The sequence below is a fragment of the Paeniglutamicibacter sp. ZC-3 genome (genome assembly GCF_025847175.2).
Classification (GTDB): Bacteria; Actinomycetota; Actinomycetes; order Actinomycetales; family Micrococcaceae; genus Paeniglutamicibacter; species Paeniglutamicibacter sulfureus.
On the sequence record NZ_JAOYTG010000005.1, the window covers coordinates 122,729 to 146,467 of the forward strand.

Sequence of the window (23,739 nt, forward strand, 5' to 3'; positions counted from 1 at the left end):
CGATCGAGAGCCGGGCACGTACCCCGCGGATTCCCTACAGACCCCAAAGCCAAAGGGTGAATCGCGATGAAATCATCATCAACAATTCTGTATAACGGAATTTGCGCACAAAATATGGTTCCTCCGTCACATCCATGACTAAACTCACATTGACGGGCGGCGTTCCGCCCGTTGCACCTTTACCAAACCAGGAAGCTCCCATGGAAACTCTCGCGGAAATACGTAGTTCGGCCATGAGCCGGTTCCAGGTAATGGCGGTCGTCATCGCCCTGACCCTGATCCTCATTGACGGTTTCGATGTGGCCGCCATGGCCTACGCCGCGCCGGTGCTCTCTCGCGAGTGGGGCATCCAGCCCGCCGCCCTCGGATTCCTGCTGAGCGCAAGCCTCTTCGGCATGGCTGCAGGTTCCATCTTCCTCACTCCGCTCGCCGACAAGATCGGGCGCCGCCGCCTCACCCTGATCTCCCTCGTCGTCATCAGCATCGGCATGGTCGCTTCGGTCTTCGCCGGCGATGCCACCCAACTCCTGGTCTTCCGGATCGTGACCGGCCTGGGCGTCGGCGGCATGATGGCCAACCTGAACGTCCTGGTGTCCGAATACTCCTCGAACAAGCGTCGCGGTTCAATCATGGGCATCTACACCGCCGGCTACCCGATCGGCGCCACCATCGGCGGCCTCGTGGCCGGACCGTTGATCCCGAACTTCGGCTGGCACTCCCTCTTCGCCGTCGGTGCGGTCTTGACCATCATCATGCTCGTCGTCTCGTGGATCTGGCTTCCCGAATCCCTTGACTACCTGTTCACCCGCCGGCCCGCCGGCGCCCTCAAGCGCGTGAACAACATCCTCGCCAAGATCGGGCGCCCGGCACTGGACGCACTGCCGGCCATCACGGCCACCGGCAAGGAGCAGTCGGCGATCGGCGAAATCCTGACCACCCCGATCCGTTTCCGCACCTTCATGCTCTGGGCGGGCTATGGCTGCCTCGTGGCCGCATACTACTTCGCCAACACCTGGACCCCGAAGATCATTGCCGGCGTCACCGGCGACAACTCGATCGGCGTCACCACAGGCACCATCGCCAACGCCGGCGGCATCCTGGGCTGCTTCGTCTTCAGCGCCTTGGCCGTGCGCTACCGAGCACGCCCGCTGCTGGTCATCGCGCTGCTCGGATCGGCCGCCGCCTACGTTGTCTTCTCCATGCTCTTCACCCAGATCACCCTGGCCATGGTGCTTGCGCTCTTCTTGGGCATGCTCACCACCGCGGGCATCGCCGGCTTCTACACGGTCTCCCCCGAGATCTACAGCGCCCGGGCCCGGGCAACCGGTGTCGGCTGGATGATCGGCCTCGGCCGCCTGGTTTCCATCGTCGCCCCGATCCTGGTCGGCTATCTGCTGGCCGGCGGCTGGAAGCCGGAGAACATCTTCGTGCTCTTCGCCGCCCCGCTGGCCGCTTCCGCCCTGTGCATCGTGGCGTTGGCCTTCTCGCTCAAGCGCCAAACCCGCTCGACGGAACCGGTTGCCGCAACTCTTTCCTGACCTGCTTTCCCCTTCCGACAAACCAGCGATCGGTGGCGGCCCCGTCCGCCACCGGCTAGGAATAAACGCCACCATGAGCAAGATCAACGTCGCCGACCTGGTCGCGATCGACATGCACGTCCACATCGAATCCGACGACCACGGCCACACCGACATGCCTGACGATTTCCGCGAGGCCGCGCAGGCGCACTTCGGCGCGGCCCACGACCCGCTGGGGATCGAGGCCGTCGCGGCCCACTACCGCGAACGGAACATGGCAGCCGTCGTGTTCACCGTCGACCACGAGGCCACCACCGGCCACCCGCCGATCTCCAACCGCTACATCGCCGAGGAGGCGGCCAAGCACGCCGACGTGCTCATCCCCTTCGCCAGCATCGACCCGGCGCGCGGCAAGGCGGCCATCACCGAGGCCCGCATCCTGGTGCAGGACTACGGGATTAAGGGATTCAAGTTCCACCCGAACCTGCAGTCCTTCTTCCCGAACGACCGCACCGCCTACCCGCTCTACGAGGAAATCCAGTCACTGGGCGTCCCCGCACTCTTCCACACCGGCCAGAGCGGCATCGGCGCCGGAATGCCCGGATCCGGCGGGATCCGTTTGAAGTACTCCAACCCGATGGCCCTGGACGACGTGGCGGTGGACTTCCCCGAACTGCGCATCATCATGGCGCACCCCTCCTTCCCCTGGCAGGACGAGGCCCTGGCGGTGGCGGTGCGCCACAACCACGTGTACATCGATCTCTCCGGCTGGTCGCCCAAGTACTTCCCGGCCAACCTGGTGCAGTACGCCAACACCATGCTCCAGGACAAGGTCCTCTTCGGCTCCGACTTCCCGCTGTTGCCGCCGGATCGCTGGATGGCCGACTTCGCGAAGCTGGAGCTGCGCGAGGGACCGCGCCAAAAAATCATCAAGGACAACGCCGTGAGGCTGCTCGGACTCGATTCCGGCACCACCTCCTCCTAACGCACCGCCACGCCCGCCTCCGGGATCCCTGGACGACACGAAGACCATTAAAGGAAAGCACCATGAAGAACACCGAACCCGGCGCACTGCTGCGGCCCGCACCCGCCCGCGAGGACTGGTCAAGCAGCCAAATGGGCCGCTTCCTGGAAAAGATCGAGGCCAAGACCGGCCGGCACTTCACCGACTACGAGGATGCCTGGGCCTGGTCGGTTGAAAACCTTGAGGAGTTCTGGGGCGAGGTCTGGGACCACTTCGAGATCATCAGCCACGCCCCCTACACCTCGGTGCTCACCGAGCGCACCATGCCCGGGGCGCAATGGTTCACCGGAGCCCGGATCAACTTCACCGAGCACGTCCTGCGTTCCCTGGCCCGCCGCCCCCAGGACACCATGGTCAAGTCCCGCAGCCAGACCAACGGTTCCATCGACTGGACCGGCGCCCGGTTCACCGAGGAGATCGAGCGCATCCAGCAGGGCCTGATCCGCCACGGCATCAAGTCCGGGGACAGGGTTGCAGGCTACCTGCCCAACATCCCGCAAACCCTGGCCACCTACTTCGCCGTCATCGGCCTGGGCGCCATCTGGTGCTGCGTGCCGCCGGAAATGGGTGTCAAGGGCGTGCTGGGGCGCATCGGCCAGCTGGATCCCACGTTGTTGATCTCCATCGATGGTTACCGCTGGGGAGCAAAGGACATTTCCAAGCTCGGCGACCTGGCTGCCGTCCGGGCCGAGCTCGGCGACATCCCCACGGTGGTGCTGCCCTACCTGGATGAAGAGCTGGACGTTGCGGCAGCCGCACCGGGTGCAGAATCATGGGCGGATTTCACCGCGGACCACGCACCGGCGATCATCGAACCGGTTCCGTTCAACCACCCCATGACGGTGCTCTTCTCCTCCGGCACCACCGGAACCCCCAAGGCCATCGTGCACTCCCACGGCGGCCTGCTGCTGGAGCACTACAAGGCCATGGGCCTGCACTTCGACATCTCCGAGGCCGACACCGCCTACTGGTTCTCCACCACCGGGTGGATGGTCTGGAACATGGGTGCTTCTTCTCTGCTGGTGGGTGCCTGTGTGGTCCTGCAGGACGGGGATCCCAATTGGCCGACCCTTGACGGGCAGTGGTCGCAGTGGTCGGTCATGGCCGAAACCGAATCCACCTACATGGGCACCGGCGCCGCCTACCTGGCCGCCTGCGCCCACGCGGGTGTCGAGCCGGGCAAGAAATGGGATCTCTCCCGGCTGCGCGAGATCCAGTGTTCCGGATCCCCGCTGGCCGCCGACGTCGCAGGCTGGGCGTACGACTCGATCAACCCCGACATCGTGATGGCGCCGACCTCCGGTGGCACCGACATCTGCGCGGCGTTCCTGGGCGCCAGTCCCCTGTCCCCGGTCCACGCCGGGGAAATGGCCTGCCGCCCGCTGGGTGTAGCAGTGGATTCCTGGGACCACGAACGCAACTCCCTGCGCGGGGAACCCGGCGAACTGGTTGCCACCCTGCCGATGCCCTCGATGCCGGTGTTCTTCTGGAACGATCCGGACAATGAGCGTTACAACTCCAGCTACTTCGACGTCTTTGAGGGCATCTGGCGCCACGGCGACTGGCTGGTGCGCACCGAGCGCGACAGCTGGGTCATCACCGGGCGCTCGGACGCCACGCTGAACCGCGGAGGCGTGCGCCTGGGCACCGCGGAGTTCTATGCACTGCTCGATGGCCACCCCGGCGTCAACGACGCCATGGTGATGCACTTCGAGCAAGGCGGCGCAATGGGCCAGCTGGTGCTGCTGGTGGAGGCCGCCGATGATGCGGACACCGTGGGGCTGGAGCGCTCGATCCGCACGGCGCTGCGCACCCAGCTTTCCCCGCGCCACGTCCCGGACCACGTGTTGTTCGTGCGCAGCATCCCGCGCACGCGCACCGGCAAGCGCATGGAAATCCCGCTCAAGCGCCTGGTGCAGGGCGGTTCCGGCGGCGTGCTTGACACCGGCGTGCTGGTGAACCCGCAGGACCTGGACGAGACGGTGCAGTCCGTCTCCCGCATCCTGGCCGGAGCCTAAGCGACAGGTGCCGCCGGCGTCTCCCCGAGGGGAGGCACCGGCGGCACCGTGAGTGAAGCCCTATTCACCGTGGGAACCTCAGACTCCGCGCAGTTTCTCCATGATCTCGGCGGCGGCCAGCTGCAGCGCCTCGACATGCAGCGGCATCGCGGAGCGGTCGAAGCGGATGCTCGGCGTCGCGGTGGTCACCGCTGCCACCGGGCGCCCATCGGCGTCGTTGATGCTCACGCCCAGGCCCACCACCCCCTGCTCGGTTTCCTCGAAGCTGGTGCCGAAGCCGTCCCGGCGGATCTTGGTCATGCTGCGCCTAAGCGAGGCCAGGGTGGTGATCTTGCCGGTGGGCCAGGACTGCAGGCCTGAGCGGTAGATCTCCTCCAGCTCGGCGTTGGGCAGCTGCGCCAACATCGCCTTGCCGCCCGAGGACACGAAGGCCGGCATCATGTCCCCGATGCGCCTGGCCACGCGCAGGTTCCGCGCCGACTCGACCCCGTCGACGAATTGGATGTTGCCGCCGTTCAGGACCATGACCTGCACCGTCTCCCCTACCGTGCCCTGTAGCCGGACCAGGGCAGCCTGCGAGTGCTCGCCCAGCGTCTGGGTGGAGAGAAACGGCTGGGGGTGCCCGGAGATTTCGGGGCCCGGGCGGTAGGTCCGGTCGTGGCTCTGGGCCGCGAAGCCCCGGAAGGTCAGCGCCGTCAGCAGCCGGTGCGCCGTCGAGGGCGCCACATCGAGCTGCTCGGCGGCGGCCTTCACCGACAGCGGACCTTGGTCGCGCATGCGCATGAGCAACAGCAGTGCGCGGTCTACCGACTCGACGGGCGATGACTTGTTCTCCATGGTGAAATCATGGCACAGCCTGCGAACCGCAACCCAACCGCCGCTGCATCATGGCCAGGCGCACATCACCTACGCTGGAGAAGTGGTCAACTACACCTTCAAGCAATTGCAGTACTTCATCGCCGTGGCCGATGCCGGCACGATCTCCGGTGCCGCAACGGCCTGCCACATCTCGCAGGCGGCGATGTCCCAGTCCATCGGGGAACTCGAGCGCATCGTCGGCTCCCAGCTGCTGGTGCGCCACCGGGCCCGCGGCGTGGTGCTGACCGCCGTGGGAACCCACTTCCTGCGCGATGCCAAGGAGCTGGTCAGGCACGCCGAAGAGGTCCAGGGCCTGATCGGCGAGCGCCAGAGCGGCCTGGTCGGGCCGCTGAACATCGGGATGTATTCCGGGCTCTCCGCATTTTGGCTGCCGGTGGTCTGCGAACAGTTCACCAAGCCCAACCCGGGCCTGGAGGTGCGCATCATCGAGGGCGACGGCGCCGAGCTGCAGGAGCGATTGTTGGAGGGCTACCTCGATGTGGTGATCACCCACACCCGCCACCTATTGCCCGGCGTCAAGCACACCACGGTCATGAGCGGGCGCCCCTACGTGCTGCTTGCGGCCGGACACCGGCTTGCCGGCGGCGGAACCGTTCGGCTTAGCGAACTCGCTGACGAGGACTTCGTGTCCCTGGACATCCCCACGGTGCGTGACAACCAGTTGGTGAACCTACGCATGTCCGGCCTGGACCCGAAGATCGCCTGGAGCAGTTCGAACTTCGAGGCTGTGCGCGGCATGGTGGCCCGCGGCCTGGGCTACACGGTGCTGGTGCAGCGTCCCCCGGTGAGCCTGAGCTATGACGGTTTACCCCTGTCCGTCCTGGAAATCGAGGGGCCGGTTGGCCATAGCGACATCTGCGTCGCCTACACGGCATCGGAGAGGCCAAGTCTGCGACTGCGGGCCTTCATCGAGTTCTGTGAAGGCATCGGTGCCGAACGCGAGCAGGGACCGGATCCGTCCTGAATGGACGGGTCCGGCCCCTGGCCGCGGAGGCGTTGCCCGGCTACATGTGCTCGGCGCCCAGGTCGGCGTCCTTGCCTTCCTTGATGCTGCGCATGGCCAGCGCGGCGATAAGGAAGACCCCTGCCCACACGGCCCCGGCAATCCACAGCGAGCCGCCACCGAGCAGCACCAGGCCGGTGACAATCATCGGGGTGAAGCCGGCACCGAGCGTGGAGGAGAGCTGGTAGACCAGCGAGGCCCCGGTGTAGCGGATCCGGGTGGGGAACAGCTCTGCGGTGAAGGCGCCGAACGGCCCGAAGATGGTGCCCTGGACCACGCCGTTGGCCAGGAACAGCGCGATCGCGAAGAGCCAGAGCTCGCCCAGTTGCAGCATCCACATCATCGGCAGGGCCAGCACCGCGCCGGCCAGGATGCCGAACATCATGACCGGGCGGCGGCCCAGTCGGTCGGAGTAGCGAGCGGCAAACCACACCGCCACGATAGTCAGGGTGGCGCCCACGGCCTTGATGTTGAGCACCGCGGTGCGGTCCATGCCGGCTTCCTCCACGACGTAGGAGATGGCCCAGACCGTCATCAGGCCCTGCACGGTGTAGGAGCTCATGCCCACCAGCGTGCCCATGAGCACGGATTTCGGGTACTTGGTCAGTACCTGCAGCAGCGGGATCTTGCGCTCCTCGGCCTTGTCCTCGAGCGCCAGGAAGAGCGGGGACTCGGTGACCTTCAGGCGGATGACCAGGCCGATGGCGACCAGGCCGAGGCTGGCGATGAACGGGATGCGCCAGCCCCAGGCCAGGAACTGCTCGGTGGGCAGCGTGGAAACGGCGGAGACCGCAAGGGTAGCCAGTACCGCGCCGGCCGGGCCGCCCATGTTTGCGAAGCTGGCGGCGAAGCCGCGGCGTTCCTTGGGTGCGTGTTCCAGGGCCATCAGCATGGCCCCGCCCCATTCCCCTCCCACGGCCAAGCCCTGGATGATGCGCAGGGTGATCAGCGCGATCGGGGCAATGACACCGACCTGTGCGGTCGGCGGGAGCAGGCCGATGATGGTCGAGGCGACGCCCATCATCACCATGGAGGTGATCAGCACGCCCTTGCGCCCGAGCTTGTCCCCGTAGTGCCCGAAGATGATGCCGCCCAGCGGGCGGGCCAGGTAGCCAACGGCGAGCGTGGCGAAGGAGGCGAAGAGCGCCACCGCGGGCGACTGGTTGACGAAGAAGACCTTGTTGAACACCAGCGACGCGGCGGTGGCGTAGAGGATGAAGTCATAGAACTCGATGGCGCTGCCGATGAAGCTGGAGGCCAGGATCCTGCGCATGTGTGGTGAGTTCAGCGACGGGACGACAACGTCGGCGGAGTTCCCGGCGGGCGTTTGGGTGTGGCTCATCGTGCAACCATCATTTCTGCATCAATGCGGTTAAAGGAAATGGTATCGAGATCCTCGGGAACCAGGAAGGTTCCGGAGAAATCCTTGGCGTGGGAGAGCCACGTGGACAATGGCGTCGTCCCGGGCACCAGGTGGTGCAGGGCCAGGGTGCGTGCCCCGGCACGTTCGGCCAGCTCGATGGCCTGGGCGGCCGAGGTGTGCGAGAGGCGGTGGTGGTCCATCGAGGCGGCAGCGGCCTCGGTGCCGATGCTCCCGTAGCTGCGCTGGACCCAGTCGAAGTCAATGGCCTCGTGCAGCAGCAGGTCGGTGTCGCGGGCCAGCCGCACGAGGTTCTCGCACGGCGCGGTGTCCCCGGAGATCGTCACGGAACCCTCGGCGGTGTCGAAGCGGAAGGCGAAGGCCGGGGCGATCGGCGGGTGCTTGACCAGGGTGGCGGTCACGGTGACCAGCTCGTCCCGGTAGATCTCGAACGGCTCGAAGCCCTCGGGGGTCGGGTTCGCATTGGGGTGGTAGCCGCTTCCGGCGGGGATCTGGATGTCCGCGGCGATGAAGTGGTCCAGCGGGGAGGGACGCAGGGCGTCGATCACCCGGTCATTCAAGTCGGTTCCGTAGGCCTGCATGAGGTGGCTGAACATGTCCGCGGTGCCCGGGGTCGGGTTCTTCGGGTAGAGCGGGGTCGGCGGGACCTGGGCGCGCGGCGAGGCCGGCGGCAGGACGCCACGGTCGCCGGGGCCGATGATGCGGACCGGAGCCTGGCCGGGGGTGATGGTGAAGAGCCCGAAGATCGCCAGCGACGCCAGGTCGATGGTGTGGTCGGAGTGCAGGTGGGTCAGGAAGATCCCGCGCAGGTTCGCGGTGCTGAATCCGGCCTTCATGAGCTGGTTGCCCACGCCGGTTCCGGCGTCAACCAGGTACACGGCCTCGCCGACGACCACGGCGGTGGCGATGCCCGCACGCTTGCCGGCGTTTTCACCGGTCCACCAACGGGGACCGCCCGCAGTTCCCAAGGTGACTACATGGGGTTTCAGGGAAGTGCTGTGCACGTGAACTGCTCCTTATGCGGGAAGAATGAGATGTCCTTCACACAAGGATGATGCCTCGCCAAGCATACGTAAAACTGTTTTTATCGAATCAATTCATTGGTTTTGCCTATGTTCACCTATGACGGGTCCACGCCGGAAACACTTGAAGATTTAGGTTCATGCCTGCTCGATACGAATTCCCAGCCTGCGTTCTCTTGCAGTGCGGGTCTTGCCTCTCACTGCAGGGATTCCAGATTCCACGTACCTATAAGCCAGGAAGCATGGTGGCTTGAAACGCCACCATGCTCCAGCCGGAGCTTCCGGTCACCCAGAGGTTGGTAGTCCGGGTGGAGATCGATTTCTCAAACCCTCCACTGACCAGGCGCATCCGCATGGTGCCTGTCACGGCGGCCAGGCCGGGCACCGTTTCCCGCACCGCATCCAATTCGTGCTCAATCTCGAGATAGCGGACAGCGCCCTCCGAAATGAACGTGAACAACGTTTCCTTGCTGTCGCAACGCCCGGTGGAATGGACGTAGCTCAGGGATTCATCGAGCAATCCGTCAAGGACGACGAGGTCGGCGGTGATCATGGCATCCAGTCGTGCGGCCTCTGCGCCGAGGACGGCTCGGCGAGGGCCGCCGGTCACATCTCTATCCACCGGAAACCTTTTGCACGGGGCGTTTGGCCCCGAACCGGGTCTCGAGGGGAATGCTGCGAAGCCCGTGAGCGTCAAGGGCATAACCATGCGCCACACCGCCGTCCTGCGGCTTGGGTGCCGTTGGCATCGGAGTGCCTGCCCAACCCGAGGCAACGAATCCCAATATCAGCGAGCGCAGGTGACCCCCAACCTGTTCGAAGTCCTCGTCCGAGGTCCCCTCCAGCATGGGCGCATCGGACCAATCCAACCGGTTCCCGAATAGGAACGGGACGTCGAATCCGTGGGCCGATCCCATCCGCGAGTCCTTGGCCGCGTAGTCGAAACGCACCGAAGAAACCTGCTTCCCCGCCTTGCCGACTGCAAGGACAAGCTCCGCGGCGTAGGACTCGAACTGGTGCAGGGTCATCGCGCCGATCAGCTGCGATTTGGGCGAGCCCGGGTGCTCGGCGGCAAGATGCTCAGCCACCTCCGGCACATCCTCGAAGTGCGCACCAATGAATCCCGCCACTGCCCCCGGCCCGAAGGCCGCCTCGGGTGCCTGACCCAGAAAGGCCGACGCCTCTTGCGCAGTATGGGTCAACAATAGATCTCCCACATGCAGGCGTTGCGCCGCCGCCCGAACGTCGAAAAGATCGGCGGGCACCATGTCGTCGGCGGTGGGCATGATGCCCAGTCCCTTGCCCGCGTAGGCGCGGGAAACGCATTGCTGGGCATCCAGCAGTTCCTCCCCGGTGGCGTCCACGGCGGTCGAGCGGCCCAGCTCTTCGGCGATGATTCGCCGACGCTCCGCGGCCTCAGAGGTTCCCAGCGGCGGCTGGAACGCCAAGGAGAGCAACGCCGTGCGGGCAATCATCCCGCGCGTCTGCTCCAGCTGACTGAGCAAAAACGCGTAGAAGGCACCGGCGGACTGACCGACCATGGTCAGGTTCTCCGCGCCTCCGCCGTAGCCGGCAATGTTTTTGCCAACCCAGCGCAACGCCTGCACCAGGTCGCCGACACCAAGGTTTCCGCCACCGATTCCACCGGCGTGGGAGAGGATTCCGAGGCGGTAGTTGACGCTGACCACCACGCACTGCCCCTCCTCAGCGAGACGGGTACCGTCGTACCAGCGCACGGTGCCCGCGCCGGAAATGAAGGCTCCTCCCGGGATGTAGAAGAGGACCGGCAGGCCCGAGGCGCCATTTGGTGCCCAGATGTTCAGTTGGAAGGCGTCTTCCCGCTGCGGGAGTTCGGCGAGTGCCGGACCCAATAACCAGTCCAGCGCGCCAGGACGCTGCGGGAAGGCTGCAGGTTGCCCGGAGGCGCCGGCGACTGGGTCGACCAGGGCGGAGAAGCGGTCGCGTGGATCGGCCAGTTGCCCGTAGACCACTCCTCGGTGGACCTGCACCGCGCGTGGGCTCACGCGATGATCTCGTAATCCTCGAGGTTTACGGCGCGTGTCACGTTCCAGTACTCGAGCATCGGCAGCGGCCAGATCTGCGAGACGCGGCCGAACTTGTTCTTGTACCAGGTCTTTACGTCCGGGTGCCCCCAGGCCTTTCGGGCGTTGGCCGCGTCAATGGCTTCGACGAAGGTATCCAACGCCTCCTGCTTGAGGTCAAGGGCGGTGACACCGGTGGACAGGACCGTATGCATGGCGTCAAGGATGTATGTCAGCCCGTACTCGATCATGGAGAACAGCGAACCGTTGACCACGTGCCCGGTGTTTGGCCCGGAGACGATGAACAGGTTGGGGAAGCCCGGCACGGTGATGCCGGCATAGGCGGTGGCGTTGCCGGCCCAGTACTCGTGCAGGTCACGGCCGCCGAGGCCGGTGATCTTCAGCGGCTCGAGGAACTCCGAGGCGGTGAACCCTGTGGCGTAGATGATCACGTCGAGTTCGTGCAGCGTGCCTTCTCCGTCGACGATGCCGTCGGCCTGCATGCTTGAGAGACCGGCGGTGATCAGGGACGTCTGCGGCTTCTTCAGGCTCGCAGACCAAACGCCGTTGTCGCGGAGCATGCGCTTGCCGCCGACGATGTAGTCAGGCGTGACCTTCGCCAGAAGGTCCGGGCGGTCGGCGTACTGCACCTTGAGCATTTCGACGAGCTGCTGGCGCACCCGCTCGTTGATGGCCGAGACCGAACCAGGGGTGTTCCACGAGGGGTCGGCCGACGTGGTGTGCTGGCGGCCTTCGACACCGAGCCAATGCTGCCAGAACCGAAGCCACTGGCCGTACTGCGGAAGGTGCTCGGCGAGCCACTTCACGGTGACAGGCATGTCCTCGTAGTAGAACGGGGTGGGCAGCATCCAGGGCGAGCTGCGCTGGAAGACCTTGAGCTCGGCGACCTCGTCAACGATTGCGGGGACGATCTGGTAAGCGCTTGCGCCCGAACCAATGACCGCCACGCGTTTGCCGCGCAGGTCGATGGCCGGGTCCCATTCGGCCGAGTGCACCTGCACGCCGGCGAAGGACTCGCGACCTGGGGTTTCGGGGAACTTCGGCCGGTCCAGCTGGCCCACGGCGGTGAGCACGGAACTGAAGCGACGAACCTCCCGCACTCCCCCACGCACGGTATCCAGTTCCCACAACGAATCCTCGGCGTTCCAGGAAGCACCCAGCACCTCGGTGTTCATCTGGATGTTTTCGCTGATGCCGCCGCGCTGGGCGACGGTGCGTGTGTACTCGAGGATCTCCCGGCCCTCGGAGAACTGCTGGGGCCAGTCGTCGCGCTGGGCAAAGGAAAAGGAATAGGCATAGTTGGGGGTGTCGAGGCGGACGCCCGGGTAGGTGTTCTTCCACCACGTGCCGCCGACTTCATTGCCCTTTTCGAACACCGTGTAGGTAATCCCCGCTTGGCGCATGCGGTAGGCGGCTGCCATGCCGGCCACTCCGGAACCGATGATCGCCACGGTGAATTCGCGCCCCGGAGCCACATTCCGGGCGTCCCAGCGAGGCGCGCCGTTGTGTTGGGGTACCAAGGCCATGTCGTGCATGAGCATCGGATGGTAGGCCGGGTCTGCCCCGTTGGTCAGCCAGTCCAGGATCTTCGCGGCTTGCTCGTCATTGAGCACCTTGGCGCGGTTGAGCGACTGGTCGCGGACGGCGCGCAGGGCCTCGAAGGCCAACTCGCGCGCGGCCTCGCGTTGCGTCTCGGACATGCCTCCGTGCGGCAAACCCACGGTGTCCACCGGCGGCTGCGGGGGACGAAGGTCATCGCGCAACATCGAGTAGTCCCCGGTGACTGCGGCCAGGGCAATCATCAGCGCCGGCAGGTCCGCGGTTTCCACTATGCGGCGCAAAAAGGAGTCATCCTCCGTGATGCGTGCGTATTCCTCGCGCCAGTACAGGTCATCGATCTGGGTTTGCGTTCTGTCCTGGATCAGGGATTCGGTCATGTCCGCTCCTCGTGCTGTGGGGTTGCCCGGCCCGACAACGGGGCCGCATGGTGACTTGTATCAAGTCTCACCCCCCAGTTATGCATAAGTCAACACACAATGCATTCTTCTCATCGTTTGGTATGATTTTCCCATGGCGAAGATGACCGACTCGGTGACCCTGTCCAAACACATCAGGGACACGATGCGCAACGATATTCTCGAGGGCCGGTGGTCACCGGGCGCGCGGCTGCAATTGACCGAACTTTCCGAGCATTACGAAACCTCGAGCACGGTGATCCGCGAGGCACTGACCCGGCTCGTTGGCGACCGGCTCGTGAAGCTGCGCCCCAATCGCGGCTTCTTCGTCCCGGAGCTTTCACTGGCCGAGCTGACCGACATCACCGAGATGCGTTGCGTCAATGAAGCACTGGCCGTATCCATGGCCATAGAACGTGGCTCGATTGAATGGGAAAGCGAACTAATCGCGGCCCACCACACCTTGGAACGTACGGTTCGCCGCGACCCGGAGAACCCAAATGTGCACACCGAGGAATGGAACCACGCCCACCAGGCGTTCCACGCCAAGCTCGTCGAGGCCTGCGGTGTCCCTGTGCTCATCGACTTAACCTGCACCCTTTCCGACCTGTCCCAGCTGTATGGGCGGTGGGCCGGTGTTGCAACGCGCGATGTCAAGCGCGACCTCGCGAAGGAACACCGCAATATCCTTAGCGCTGCGCTGGATCGCGATGCAAAAACGACCGGTTCCCTGTTGCGCCATCACTATGAAACCACGCTCTCCGCCGTGCATCGCGCCGGCGAAGTCGGCTTGGCAAGCACCGCATTGAAGGTGTCCTAGCCTGCGTTCGGCTCCCTTCGATCTATAGGCTCTCATCTCCGGCACCGGACGCATTTTCCGGCATCGGAGCCACGACGAAAGCCGTGGTGTCCCGTCACACTGACGGGACACCACGGAACTCCTACGACTTGGCTAGCGGACCCCGGCCACTGCTTCTAGGGATGAACGAGCTTCGCGGTAGCGGGCCGGCCATACCCCCTGCTTCCCCGGAGCGATGACTCCGGCCGGGTCAAGGGCGTCCTTGAGCTTCTCCTGCAGGCGCCTAACGGCATGGTTGTTGAAATCAAAGCCGTCGGCGATCTGGTCCATGTAGTCGACGTGGCTTCGGTAGGGTGCATATCCGCGAGAACGTGCGACCTCCAGCAGCTCCGAGTACAGGGCGCGGGCCCGAGTCAGCATTTCCTCGTTGCCGCGCTCGAAGAAGATCATCGTCACGTGGACCATGTGCCGTGGGTACAAGTGGTAGCCGATGTACAGGTCGAATCCGTACTTGGTATAGAGGCGCTTGGCCTCCTGATAGAAGGCGTACACCTCCTCGCCGCGCGCCGGGATGATCGGCGCCGCGTCGATGTGACCTCCGTTTTCCGCTGCCCATCCGACAGTAGATAGCGGCTTGAGCGTTGGCACCCCGGCCATCTGGGTACGATCCAAGTCAGCAATGTCTTCGTGCTGCAGTGCCATACCCTCGCCCCCCGAATAGAACCGGGCATCCACGCGGGCACCGGGGATCACTGAAACGCGCTCCTTGATGATTTCCAGACGGCGCTCACACAGCCCCAGGTCGCCATAGAGGGCAAACTTTCCGTTCCACTGCCCCAATCCGAATTCCTGGCGCATTTCCTCGAGCCGCCAATCAGGGATCGACCCCTCGCCGTCCCAGAACTTGGCGCGGTTTCCGCGCATCGTGGCGGCACGGACCACGTTGCCGCACAAGGCATTGTTCTGGATGATCTCCTCGCGGCGCAGCGTGGTGAGGATGTCGATCAATTCCGGAAGGTCCTCCTCCCGCTCCACCGCGATGTCTCCATTGACGTAGGTGTGGGGCGCCGGCTGCAGCCAAAGCCCCACCTGGGTGACGACACCGAGGTTGGACTGGGTGAACAATCCGTCAAGCGTGGGGCCGAAACCACCCTGGAAGATCGGACCGAGGTCGGTGCCCTCCATGGCACCCATGCCGGTGCGCACAAGGTCTCCGTCCGGCAGCACGACTTCCATGCCACAGAGGGACTTCACGTGGTCCCCGTGCGGCGTCATGCCGTAGCCGCGGTCGAGCATGTTTCCCAGCACCGATCCCCAGCCCAGTGCCGGGACGCTCATCCAGACCCTCAGTCCGTGTTCCTTGATGTATTCAAAGAGATCAAAGAAGGTGACCCCCGGTTCCACGACGGCGTAGCAGAGTCGATCGTCGACCTTGAGGATTCTGTTCATACGACTCAGGTCCAACGCGACCATGCCGGCGTCTCGCGGCTCTGGGCCTCCATAGCCAAGGTTCTTTCCGCACGAGAACGTCCACAATGGCACCTCAAGTTCCGTGGCCAGACACACGATCGACTGCACCTCGGCGGTATTGGCCGGACGCACGCCCGGCCAAGGGACCCGTCCGGGGTTCAGCGGGTAGGGATCGATATACCCCTCGGGATTCTCCAGTGCCACCACGTTCTCGGCACCGACGATTTCTTCCGCCCGGCGCAGAAATTCCTGACGACGATCCATTGCTCATCCTTTCGTGGCCCGGGCATTGCCGCGTGCCGATCCTGCTAAGTCAAAGATTGTGTACTACATTCCATTTGGCATCAATTAGATTGATAAGTATGAATCTTGTGTCGCATCCTCAGCTGACCTTGCGCCAACTGTGGCATTTTGTGGTTGCCGCCGAGACCGGAACGATGGCCGAGGCAGCCCGCCGGCTGCACATGGCCCCCTCGGCCATTTCCATGTCCATAGCGGAACTCGAGCGAATCATTGGCTCGGATTTGGCCATCAAGCGCCGAGCCAAGGGGCTGACACTTACCGCCACCGGCAGGACCGTGCTGCACCAGGCCCGCACGCTGCTTGCCCTCGTCTATGAGCTCGAGTCCCTGGGACAGGGAACCCGCGCCTCGTTGCGTGGCCCGCTCACGGTGGGATGCTTCATGACCCTGGGACCCACGATCATTCCCACGATGCTCACCGCCTTTGCCGAGCAATGCCCGGAGGTGGAAGTCGACTTCGTCGAGGGCTACCACGACGAAATGCAGCAGGCGCTGCTCGACGGATCGATCGATGTGGCGTTCCTCTACGGCGCAGAGATTTCCCCGTCCCTGCTCAGCGCCCCGGTCGCCGTCGCGGAACCCTATGTGCTGGTCGATTCCAACCACCGACTCGGCACACAGGACTCGATCACCCTGGCCGATATTGCCGAGGAGCCTCTGGTGCTCTTCGATGCGGAGCCGGTGTCCCGCAGGATCCTGGGCCTGTACGAGCAAGCAGGAATAGCCCCGGTGATCCGCCACAGATCCAGAAGCTATGCGACGGTTCGTTCGCTTGTCGGTTCCGGGCGCGGAGTGGCGGTGCTGTTCCAACAACCGGCGCTCGATGCGCCCTATCAGGAACTTCGCGTGGTGCTTAAGCCCTTGCGCACTCCGCGAGGGGGAAACGGCGAGCCGGTTCCCGTCTCCGTGGCTTGGCCGCGCAGCACCCGGTTGAGTGTACGCGCCCAAGCCTGGATCGAAGTTGCCACCGAGCTCTTCGAACACGCCGCACCGCCTGCCTAGGCCAGGACGTTGGTGCGGATCGAGGAGGGACGTGACAAGCCGAGGTTTTCCCGCAGCGTGGTTCCCTCATACTCCGACCGGAAGTAGCCGCGCTCCTGCAGTTCAGGCACGAGCTTGTCGCAGATCAGCTTGAAGCCGCCCGGGTTGAACGGGGAGTTCAGGTTGAAGCCATCACAGGCCTTGGACTCGAACCAGTCGATCATTCGGTCGGCCACGGCACCCGGGGTGCCGGCCATCCACTGGTGGCCGGTCGAACGGGCCAGGTCCACGATCAGTTCGCGCAGGCTCATGCCCTGTTCCACCGACTTGCGGCGGTAGATTTGGTAGCGCGAGCCGAGGGCCGGGTCGTCGGAGAACCATTCTGCCGGGATCGATTCGCTGAAGTCCAAGCCCGACAGATCCATCCGCAAGTCGCTTCCGACCTGGACGCGGCCGTTGTCCATGTGGATGTGGTTGGCCAGGTGCTCGGCGAGTTCGTCGGCTTCCTTCTGGGTGTCGCCAAGGATCGGCAGGATGCCCGGAATGATCTGCACGTCCCGGGAACGACGCCCCTTGGCCTCCACCATGGCCTTGAACTTGGCGTAGAACTCGATCGATGGCTCCTTCATGGGCTGCGCCGTGTAGATACTGTCGGCAATCGAGGATCCCAGTTCCATTCCGGGTCCCGAGGAGCCGGCCTGAACCAGCACGGGGCGACCCTGCGGAGAACGTGGCATGTTGATGGCGCCCTCAACGTTGAAGAACTCGCCCCGGTGGTTGATCGGGTGGATCTTGGCGGTGTCGACGTACCAGCCGGATTCCTTGTTGTTGGTTACCGCGTCATCTTCCCAAGAGTCCCAGAGCTTCTGGACGACGTCCACGAACTCGGTGGCGCGGCGGTAGCGGGTGGCCGGGTCAGGGGCCTCGGTGATGCCGAAGTTTTGGTACCCGTCCGAGGAGGTAACGATGTTCCAGCCTGCACGGCCGCCTGACATGTGGTCGAGACCAGCCATCTGGCGGGCCACGTTGTAGGGCTCGGAGAACGACGTGGACACGGTGCCGATCAGACCGATGTTCTTGGTGCGAGCGGCGAGTGCGGCGAGCACCGTCATAGGCTCGTAGAAGCCGTTCATCTTGATGTCGCCGCGCATCACGGTGTTGGCGTGGACGATGTCGCCAAAGAAGATTGCGTCGAGTTTTGCGTCTTCGGCCATCTTGGTCAGATCGTAGACGAATTCCAGATTGGCCAGTTCCTCGGAGCGGCTTCCTTCCATGCGCCAGGAATCCTTGTGGTAGCCGGCTGGCAGCATGAAGGTCGTCAACACCATGTGCTTGGGGTTCTTCGGTGCCATTGTGGCTGTTCCTTTCGCAGGCGTTCATCGCAGTGGGCGACGAGACGATACTGATGTTTGGGGGCTTTAGCTCAATCGTTCCAAGAGATCCAAAGTTCGTAAATACAGAAGTTTCTATTCAATAAGATCAGTTTTGCTGATGATTCAAGTCCCGCGGATCAACGGAGGACGATACCCGTGGGTATCGAGCCCCGTCGATCTCCACGCGGAGCCAATCAGTGGGTTTGCAGCTGCTTGCCCCGTGCGTGCTTCTTGAGTTGCATGGAGTCGGCACCTTCGGGGCCAACGCGCACGGCGATGATTCCCAGGACCAAGATGGCCACCCAGAAGACGCCGACCCAGACAAAGCCTCCGGCCAGCGTGAGCGCCGTGGCGATCATGGGTGTGAAGCCCGCCCCGAGGGTTGCCGCACCTTGGTAGGACAGCGAGGCTCCGGAGTATCGGACGTTGGCCGGGAATAGCTCCGAGATGTACGCGCCAATGGGTCCGGCCAGAATGCCCTGGACAACACCGTTGCCGACAAGTACCGCAACCATGAAGCCCCAGGCCGTGCCATTGTGCATCAGAACGAGCGCAGGAAAGGCCCACAGGACACCGAGGACGCCGCCGAAGGTCAGCACAGCTCGGCGTCCAATGCGATCCGAAAGTCGCGCAGCCCAGAAGCAAACGACAATGGTGATAACGGCGGCCAGGCCCTTGATGTTCAGGACTGTCGAGCGATCGACGCCCTCGGCGACAGCCACCGACACTCCCCACGAGGTCAGAATGCCTTGGCAGGTGTAGAAGCCAAGCGAGGCAACCAGAGTGATGACGACGATGCGGGGGTGGTTGCGCAAAACGCGCATGATCGGCGACCGACGCTCCTTCTCCATGCTTTCGGCCTTGGCGTCTAGCTCCTTGAACACCGGCGACTCGGCAACCTTCAGGCGAATCACCATGCCGACAACGATCAGGACTGCCGAGAACAGGAAGGGGATGCGCCAACCCCACACGAGGAACTGGTCCCCGGTGAGGGCCGAAACCCCGGACACCACGAAGGTGGCCAGCAGGCCTCCGGCAGGACCTCCGGCGTTTGCGAACGCTGCGGCGAATCCGCGCTTGGATGCCGGGGCATGCTCGAGTGCCATCAGTGTCGCACCACCCCATTCGCCACCCACGGAGATGCCTTGGACCATGCGCAACAACACCAGGGCGACGGGGGCTGCCACTCCAATGGATGCGGTGGTTGGAAGGAGGCCAATGGCGATTGTCGCGAAGCCCATCATCATCATTGAGAGCACGAGCATCTTCTTGCGCCCCACCAAGTCACCGAAGTGACCAAAGATGATGCCGCCGAGGGGCCGGGCAACGTACCCAACAGCCAGGGTTCCGAAGGAAGCGAAAAGAGCGAGGCCGGGGGCCAGATTGCCAAAGAAGACCTTGTCAAAGATCAGCGCAGCGGCCGTCGCATAAAGGATGAAGTCGTAGTACTCGATGATGCTGCCCAAGAGACTGGAACCAAGCACGCGACGCAGGTCCTTGGTATTAAGTGTGTCGGACGCCGGCGGATCCGGCGTTAGGGGGAGTTTTTTGATCGGCACTGGAAGGCTTCCTTTACTACAAAAAGTGTGACTTAGTACATAATGGCGCACATCACACCAAACTGCAAAGTTTACGCATTTTTTACGTCAGAATATTTTCTTGATCCGTCGACGGCCCCATGCCTCGCTGCCGAAAAAGCGGAAAATAGACAAAGTTCCCATTGCGCGATCCGACCAAAGGTATATAAACTGATAGCCAGAATATATTCTCACTTCATCGGGGTGAGATAGCTACCCTAAGGAGAAGCAAGTGAGCGCACGCACAGGAGCACAGTACAAGGCGGGCCTAAAAGACTCCCGCGAGGTATGGCTGGGCAACGAACGCATCGACATCACCGAGCACCCCACCTTTAGCGGTTCGATCAACGGCATGGCCGCATACTTCGACTACCAGCACAAATACGCCGCCGACTGCCTCATGACGGATCAGGAATCGGGAGAAGAGCACAACGTCTCGCTGCTGCGTCCACGCAATGCCGAGGACATTGCCCGCCGCCACCGCGCCTTTGACCGCCTGGCCCGCTACTCCAACGGCATGCTCGGTCGCACTCCCGACTATGTCAACGTGGTGCTCGCCGGCCACGCCTCCCGCAAGGACATCTTCGACCGCTCCGGCGACCCGGTGTACTTCGAGCGCCTCGAGGCCTACTGGAGGCATGTGCAGAAGCACGACCTGGCCCTGACCCACACCATCGTGCACGCCGCCATCGACAAGTCGGTCGGAGAACTGCAGGGCATCAACGAGGAACTCACCCTGCGCGTCGTTGACCGCACCGACGAAGGACTGGTCGTCCGCGGCGCCAAGATGCTCGCCACGCTCGGCCCGATCGCCGACGAACTTTACGTCTACCCGGCCGTCCCCATACAGAAGGGCTACGAAGAGTACGCACTCTCCTTCGCCATCCCGGTGGCAACCCCCGGCGTCGTCTCGGTGTGCCGCGACCACTACGGCGTGGACCAGGAAGTCGTCGACAAGCCGTTCTCCTCGCGCTTTGACGAGCAGGACGCCGTCATCATCTTCGACGATGTCCTGGTTCCCTGGGACCGCGTCTTCATCGACGGGCAGCTGGATGTCTACAACGCATTGAACGGCGGCACCGCCACCGGCAACACCCAGCAGCAGACGGCCATCCGCGCCTCGGTCAAGCTGGAGTTTGCCTACGACTTGTGCACCCAGATGGCCAAGGTCACCGGCACCGATGCCAAGCCCGACACCGCCTCAATGCTCGGCGAGATCTATTCCTACCTGCGCATCGCGCGCGCCGTCATCCACTCCGCGGAGATGAATGCCTCGGAATGGGGCGGCGGGGCCTTCTTCTGCCACGACGACATCTCCGCGCTGCGCACCATGATGCCGCTGTGGATGGCACGGGTAAACGACATCATCAAGTCCATGGGCTCGCACAACCTCCTGGCCACACCGACAGCTGCATCCTTCGACGATCCGCGCCTCGGCCCATTGCTGCGCAAGTACCTGCCGGGAGCCGGTGGCATCTCCCCCGAGGAGCGCGCCAAGATCTTCCGCACCGCCTGGGACTTCGCCGGCTCCGCGCTGGGCAGCCGCAACGAACTGTACGAGCGTTTCTACCTCGGCTCGGTCAACCGCGCCCGCGCCCTGGACCACAAGAAGGCACAGGCCAAGGGTGAGACCGGATCCTTCGATGCGATGTTTGCCGAACTGGGCATTTTTCCGGTACTGACCGAGACCGAGGACCTGGGTCTCGACGCGGCCACCTTGGCAACCCGGGCCTAGGAAGAACGGCAATGGAAACCGCACCTGCCCTGGTGGACCGGCTCGTCGCCCATGCGCTCGGGACAACTTTCGGCGATCTCGATCCGGTGACCGTGGACAGGGTGAAGACCCGGCTGCTGGACGCCCTCGGTGCGATGGCCGCGGGCCACGGCGAGCCCGACTCGGCAGCCATTCTGCGGTTGGCCGCCGCGTGGGGCACCGGCGACGAGGCCTCGGTTCCCGGAACCTCGTTGCGGTTGCCCGCTGCCTCGGCCGCATTCGCCAATGCCGTGTTGGCCCGGTCCTTCGACTTCGAACCGGTCGAGGCCGACGGGCCGGACGGAACCCGTGTTGCCGCCCACATCTCCGGGACAACCGTTCCGGTCGCGTTGGCCCTGGCCGAACTCACCGGCGCGAGTGGCGAAGCGTTGCTGACTGCACTGGCGGTCGGCGACGACGTGACGGCACGCCTGGCCGTCGCCAGTGGCTTCGACGTGTACTCCGGACAGGACAACACCGGAACCGTCAACACCCTGGGGGCAACGCTCATGGCAGCCCGGATGCTGGGGCTGGACGCGGCAGCTGCCAAGCACGCCCTGGGCATCGCCGCCAACCAACTCGGCGGCACCGTTGCCAACATCTTCGACGCGGCGAGTGCCTTCAAGCTGCCGATCGCCTTCGCGGCGCGCACGGCCATCGCCTCCGCCCAGTTGGCGGCGGCCGGTCTCACCGGACCTATTGATCCGCTTCAGGGAAAACACGGGTTCTTCCAGATGTACTGCACCGACCCCAATCCCGAACTGGCCGGTGCCGAACTCGGCGAGCACTACTTCGGGGACACGACCATCAAACCGTGGTCAAGCTGCCGGGCGGCACATCCGTCCCTGGAAGCCTGCATCCGCTTGGTCACCGAGGAAGGCGTGGCGATCGAGGACATAGACAAGGTCGAAATCCACGTGACGGCACGGACGCTTGGCGGTTTTGTCGGCGCCCGCTTCGACCCGGCCGAGCGCCGCCCGGTGGCAGGGCTGTTCTCGATCCACTTCACGGCCGCCGCTGCCTTGCTGCACGGCACCGTGCGGCCCGAGCATCTCACCCCCGAGGCCATGGGCGATCCACGCATCGCTGAGTTGCTTGGACGCATTGAGCTAGTCGGCTCGCTCTCCAATGACCAGCGCCTCACCGCCGAGGCCACTGCCACCTTGCGAGACGGGAGCACCCGGCATGTACGCGTCGAGAATCCCGCCGGCGACCATGCATCAACACCGCTGAGCCGGCCACGACTGCTGGAGAAGTTCACCCTGAACCTCGGCTTCGGCCTGCCGAGCATGGCCGATCGCGCGCCCCAGGTCATCGACGCCGTCCAAGTCCTGGAAACGGCCGACACCGTTGGGGACCTCATGGCAGCCCTCAACCCCACCTGCACTGTTTCAACCCCGATCCGCTAGGAGAAGTTACGATGAATACCCAAAACACCGCCGACCAGACCGCTGTCGTCGAGGCCGGGATCTTCCGCAACGTGGTGGGCCACTTCGCCTCGGGCGTCACGGTCATCACCACCGTCGTGGACGGGGTCCTCTACGGCACCACCGCGTCGGCAGTTTCTTCGCTGTCGATGGAACCGCCAATGATGCTCGCCTGCCTCAACCGCTCCTCATCAACGCACGACCGCGTAGTCTCGGCCGGATACTTCGGCATCAACATCCTGGCCGATGACCAGAGCGACTTGGCGTTCCACTTCGGACGGAAGGGCGAGGACAAGTTCGCCTCTGTCCCGCACACCATCTCCCCCGAAGGCATCCCGCTGATCGACGGCGCGCTGGCCACCATCGTGTGCAAGGTGGATGAGACGGCAACCGGCGGCACCCACACGGTCTTCCTTGGCCTGGCCACCAGCGCCGAGGCCCACGACCGCCAACCACTGGCCTACTACCGTGGCACCATGGGTCGGCTGGAACCTGTCAAGGAACTGAGCGCCTACAAGGCCACCCGCGATTGGGTGTTGCAGCGCAAGAGTGCCCTCGGAAGCGACCTGGATATCGAGCAGATCGCCGAATCCACCCGCTCCGAGGCCGCCCACGTGGGCAACGCCCTCGTGAAGCTGGAAAGCGAGCACCTGGTCTTCCGCACGGAGGCGGGAACCTTCCAGCCCCGCCCCATTACCGCTGAATTTACGGATTCGGCCTACGACTCGCGGGCCACCATCGAATCAGGCATCATCGCCTCGCACCTGGACAAGCTCTCCGATGAGGTCATCGCCGAGCTGCGCCGCATCACCGACGAACTGGGCAGGCTCCGTCGGGAATCGGCGTCGGATTTGGATGATTTCCTGGCCCTGAACGTCGCCTACCACGACACCTTGGTCGCGGTGGCAGGTTCGTCCCAGCTGACCGATTCCTTCCGCCGGCTCGGTGTGGGGACCGTGTGGCGTCAGGCTCTGACACCGGCAGAGTGGTCCCGCCACATGGACCACACCCACGTCGTAGAGATGACCGATGCCCTGGCCGCCCACGATGCCGATGCCGCCCAGGATGCCCTGGCCGCGCACACCGCCTTCGGCAAGGCCCTGGCCCGCGAGGTTGTTGCCCGCCACGGCGGAACCGTCTAGATAACGCAAGCAGGCAGCTTAGGCCGGTCCGTTCCCCTCGGGAAATGGACCGG

At 64.2% G+C, this 23,739-nt stretch carries 19 protein-coding genes; 9 read left to right on the plus strand and 10 right to left on the minus strand.

Going from position 1 to position 23,739, the window contains the following annotated elements:
* Window positions 1-34: 34 nt before the first annotated feature.
* A complete protein-coding gene (locus tag OIU93_RS07985) occupies window positions 35-235 on the minus strand; it encodes a hypothetical protein (protein ID WP_264269560.1) in 201 nt (66 codons plus the stop codon).
* On the opposite strand from OIU93_RS07985, the gene OIU93_RS07990 reads away from it, so the two are divergent.
* The 3 genes from OIU93_RS07990 (at window position 234) to OIU93_RS08000 (ending at window position 4,559) form a co-directional block, all read left to right on the plus strand.
* Complete coding sequence (locus OIU93_RS07990) at window positions 234-1,538, plus strand: MFS transporter (protein WP_264269561.1); 1,305 nt, start codon at window positions 234-236, stop codon at window positions 1,536-1,538. The genes OIU93_RS07985 and OIU93_RS07990 overlap by 2 nt on opposite strands.
* 73 nt (window positions 1,539-1,611) lie before the next feature.
* Complete coding sequence (locus OIU93_RS07995) at window positions 1,612-2,502, plus strand: amidohydrolase family protein (protein WP_264269562.1); 891 nt, start codon at window positions 1,612-1,614, stop codon at window positions 2,500-2,502.
* A gap of 62 nt (window positions 2,503-2,564) precedes the next feature.
* Window positions 2,565-4,559 (plus strand): acetoacetate--CoA ligase, encoded by a 1,995-nt coding sequence (locus OIU93_RS08000; protein WP_264269563.1) that lies wholly within the window; start codon window positions 2,565-2,567, stop codon window positions 4,557-4,559.
* Window positions 4,560-4,637: 78 nt separating this feature from the next.
* Here the strand turns inward: OIU93_RS08000 and OIU93_RS08005 are convergent, their stop codons facing one another.
* Window positions 4,638-5,396 carry an IclR family transcriptional regulator gene (locus tag OIU93_RS08005; RefSeq protein ID WP_264269564.1) on the minus strand — a complete coding sequence of 253 codons (759 nt, stop codon included), beginning with the start codon at window positions 5,394-5,396 and terminating at the stop codon, window positions 4,638-4,640.
* A gap of 82 nt (window positions 5,397-5,478) precedes the next feature.
* Between OIU93_RS08005 and OIU93_RS08010 the strand changes: the two genes are divergently transcribed.
* Window positions 5,479-6,402 (plus strand): LysR substrate-binding domain-containing protein, encoded by a 924-nt coding sequence (locus tag OIU93_RS08010; RefSeq protein ID WP_264269565.1) that lies wholly within the window; start codon window positions 5,479-5,481, stop codon window positions 6,400-6,402.
* 40 nt (window positions 6,403-6,442) lie between these two features.
* On the opposite strand, the gene OIU93_RS08015 is transcribed toward OIU93_RS08010, so the two are convergent.
* The 5 genes from OIU93_RS08015 to OIU93_RS08035 form a co-directional block, all read right to left on the minus strand.
* Window positions 6,443-7,783 (minus strand): MFS transporter, encoded by a 1,341-nt coding sequence (locus OIU93_RS08015; protein WP_264269566.1) that lies wholly within the window; start codon window positions 7,781-7,783, stop codon window positions 6,443-6,445.
* Window positions 7,780-8,826, minus strand: a complete 1,047-nt coding sequence (locus OIU93_RS08020) for an MBL fold metallo-hydrolase (RefSeq protein WP_264269567.1) — start codon at window positions 8,824-8,826, stop codon at window positions 7,780-7,782. Before OIU93_RS08020 ends, OIU93_RS08015 begins: the two co-directional genes overlap by 4 nt.
* A 244-nt stretch (window positions 8,827-9,070) precedes the next feature.
* A complete protein-coding gene (locus OIU93_RS08025) occupies window positions 9,071-9,553 on the minus strand; it encodes a nuclear transport factor 2 family protein (protein ID WP_372342886.1) in 483 nt (160 codons plus the stop codon).
* A complete protein-coding gene (locus tag OIU93_RS08030; RefSeq protein ID WP_264269569.1) occupies window positions 9,459-10,868 on the minus strand; it encodes a carboxylesterase family protein in 1,410 nt (469 codons plus the stop codon). The genes OIU93_RS08025 and OIU93_RS08030 overlap by 95 nt, the downstream gene beginning before the upstream one ends.
* Window positions 10,865-12,844: an NAD(P)/FAD-dependent oxidoreductase gene (locus OIU93_RS08035; protein WP_264269570.1), complete on the minus strand. Its 1,980-nt coding sequence runs from the start codon at window positions 12,842-12,844 to the stop codon at window positions 10,865-10,867. The genes OIU93_RS08030 and OIU93_RS08035 overlap by 4 nt, the downstream gene beginning before the upstream one ends.
* A gap of 133 nt (window positions 12,845-12,977) precedes the next feature.
* Here OIU93_RS08035 and OIU93_RS08040 point away from each other — a divergent pair, with 133 nt between their 5' ends.
* Complete coding sequence (locus OIU93_RS08040; protein ID WP_264269571.1) at window positions 12,978-13,682, plus strand: GntR family transcriptional regulator; 705 nt, start codon at window positions 12,978-12,980, stop codon at window positions 13,680-13,682.
* Window positions 13,683-13,814: 132 nt separating this feature from the next.
* On the opposite strand, the gene OIU93_RS08045 is transcribed toward OIU93_RS08040, so the two are convergent.
* Window positions 13,815-15,395 (minus strand): FAD-binding oxidoreductase, encoded by a 1,581-nt coding sequence (locus OIU93_RS08045; RefSeq protein ID WP_264269572.1) that lies wholly within the window; start codon window positions 15,393-15,395, stop codon window positions 13,815-13,817.
* Window positions 15,396-15,493: 98 nt separating this feature from the next.
* Between OIU93_RS08045 and OIU93_RS08050 the strand changes: the two genes are divergently transcribed.
* Window positions 15,494-16,435, plus strand: coding sequence for a LysR family transcriptional regulator (locus tag OIU93_RS08050; RefSeq protein ID WP_264269573.1), 942 nt, complete (start codon window positions 15,494-15,496; stop codon window positions 16,433-16,435).
* Here OIU93_RS08050 and OIU93_RS08055 read toward each other — a convergent pair.
* Window positions 16,432-17,766 carry an LLM class flavin-dependent oxidoreductase gene (locus tag OIU93_RS08055; protein WP_264269574.1) on the minus strand — a complete coding sequence of 445 codons (1,335 nt, stop codon included), beginning with the start codon at window positions 17,764-17,766 and terminating at the stop codon, window positions 16,432-16,434. The two genes, OIU93_RS08050 and OIU93_RS08055, sit on opposite strands and share 4 nt — an antisense overlap.
* A 215-nt stretch (window positions 17,767-17,981) precedes the next feature.
* Window positions 17,982-19,271: an MFS transporter gene (locus OIU93_RS08060; RefSeq protein WP_264269575.1), complete on the minus strand. Its 1,290-nt coding sequence runs from the start codon at window positions 19,269-19,271 to the stop codon at window positions 17,982-17,984.
* A 325-nt stretch (window positions 19,272-19,596) separates the two neighbouring features.
* Between OIU93_RS08060 and OIU93_RS08065 the strand changes: the two genes are divergently transcribed.
* Genes OIU93_RS08065 through OIU93_RS08075 form a run of 3 tightly spaced genes read left to right on the plus strand, consistent with a single transcriptional unit; the run spans window position 19,597 to window position 23,686 of the window.
* Entirely contained in the window at window positions 19,597-21,099 is a 1,503-nt protein-coding gene (locus tag OIU93_RS08065; RefSeq protein WP_264269576.1) for a 4-hydroxyphenylacetate 3-hydroxylase N-terminal domain-containing protein, read from the plus strand.
* Between the two features lie 11 nt (window positions 21,100-21,110).
* Window positions 21,111-22,526, plus strand: coding sequence for an MmgE/PrpD family protein (locus tag OIU93_RS08070; RefSeq protein WP_264269577.1), 1,416 nt, complete (start codon window positions 21,111-21,113; stop codon window positions 22,524-22,526).
* An 11-nt stretch (window positions 22,527-22,537) separates the two neighbouring features.
* Window positions 22,538-23,686, plus strand: a complete 1,149-nt coding sequence (locus OIU93_RS08075) for a flavin reductase (protein WP_264269578.1) — start codon at window positions 22,538-22,540, stop codon at window positions 23,684-23,686.
* Window positions 23,687-23,739 lie beyond the last annotated feature (53 nt).

What these genes read in the sequence shown, in the direction of transcription:
- OIU93_RS07990 (WP_264269561.1), top strand. Translation starts at nt 234, where the DNA reads ATGAGCCGGTTCCAGGTAATGGCGGTCGTCATCGCCCTGACCCTGATC.
- OIU93_RS07985 (WP_264269560.1), bottom strand. Translation starts at nt 235, where the DNA reads ATGGCCGAACTACGTATTTCCGCGAGAGTTTCCATGGGAGCTTCCTGG.
- OIU93_RS07995 (WP_264269562.1), top strand. Translation starts at nt 1,612, where the DNA reads ATGAGCAAGATCAACGTCGCCGACCTGGTCGCGATCGACATGCACGTC.
- OIU93_RS08000 (WP_264269563.1), top strand. Translation starts at nt 2,565, where the DNA reads ATGAAGAACACCGAACCCGGCGCACTGCTGCGGCCCGCACCCGCCCGC.
- OIU93_RS08005 (WP_264269564.1), bottom strand. Translation starts at nt 5,396, where the DNA reads ATGGAGAACAAGTCATCGCCCGTCGAGTCGGTAGACCGCGCACTGCTG.
- OIU93_RS08015 (WP_264269566.1), bottom strand. Translation starts at nt 7,783, where the DNA reads ATGAGCCACACCCAAACGCCCGCCGGGAACTCCGCCGACGTTGTCGTC.
- OIU93_RS08025 (WP_372342886.1), bottom strand. Translation starts at nt 9,553, where the DNA reads ATGGTTATGCCCTTGACGCTCACGGGCTTCGCAGCATTCCCCTCGAGA.
- OIU93_RS08035 (WP_264269570.1), bottom strand. Translation starts at nt 12,844, where the DNA reads ATGACCGAATCCCTGATCCAGGACAGAACGCAAACCCAGATCGATGAC.
- OIU93_RS08040 (WP_264269571.1), top strand. Translation starts at nt 12,978, where the DNA reads ATGGCGAAGATGACCGACTCGGTGACCCTGTCCAAACACATCAGGGAC.
- OIU93_RS08045 (WP_264269572.1), bottom strand. Translation starts at nt 15,395, where the DNA reads ATGGATCGTCGTCAGGAATTTCTGCGCCGGGCGGAAGAAATCGTCGGT.
- OIU93_RS08050 (WP_264269573.1), top strand. Translation starts at nt 15,494, where the DNA reads ATGAATCTTGTGTCGCATCCTCAGCTGACCTTGCGCCAACTGTGGCAT.
- OIU93_RS08055 (WP_264269574.1), bottom strand. Translation starts at nt 17,766, where the DNA reads ATGGCACCGAAGAACCCCAAGCACATGGTGTTGACGACCTTCATGCTG.
- OIU93_RS08070 (WP_264269577.1), top strand. Translation starts at nt 21,111, where the DNA reads ATGGAAACCGCACCTGCCCTGGTGGACCGGCTCGTCGCCCATGCGCTC.
- OIU93_RS08075 (WP_264269578.1), top strand. Translation starts at nt 22,538, where the DNA reads ATGAATACCCAAAACACCGCCGACCAGACCGCTGTCGTCGAGGCCGGG.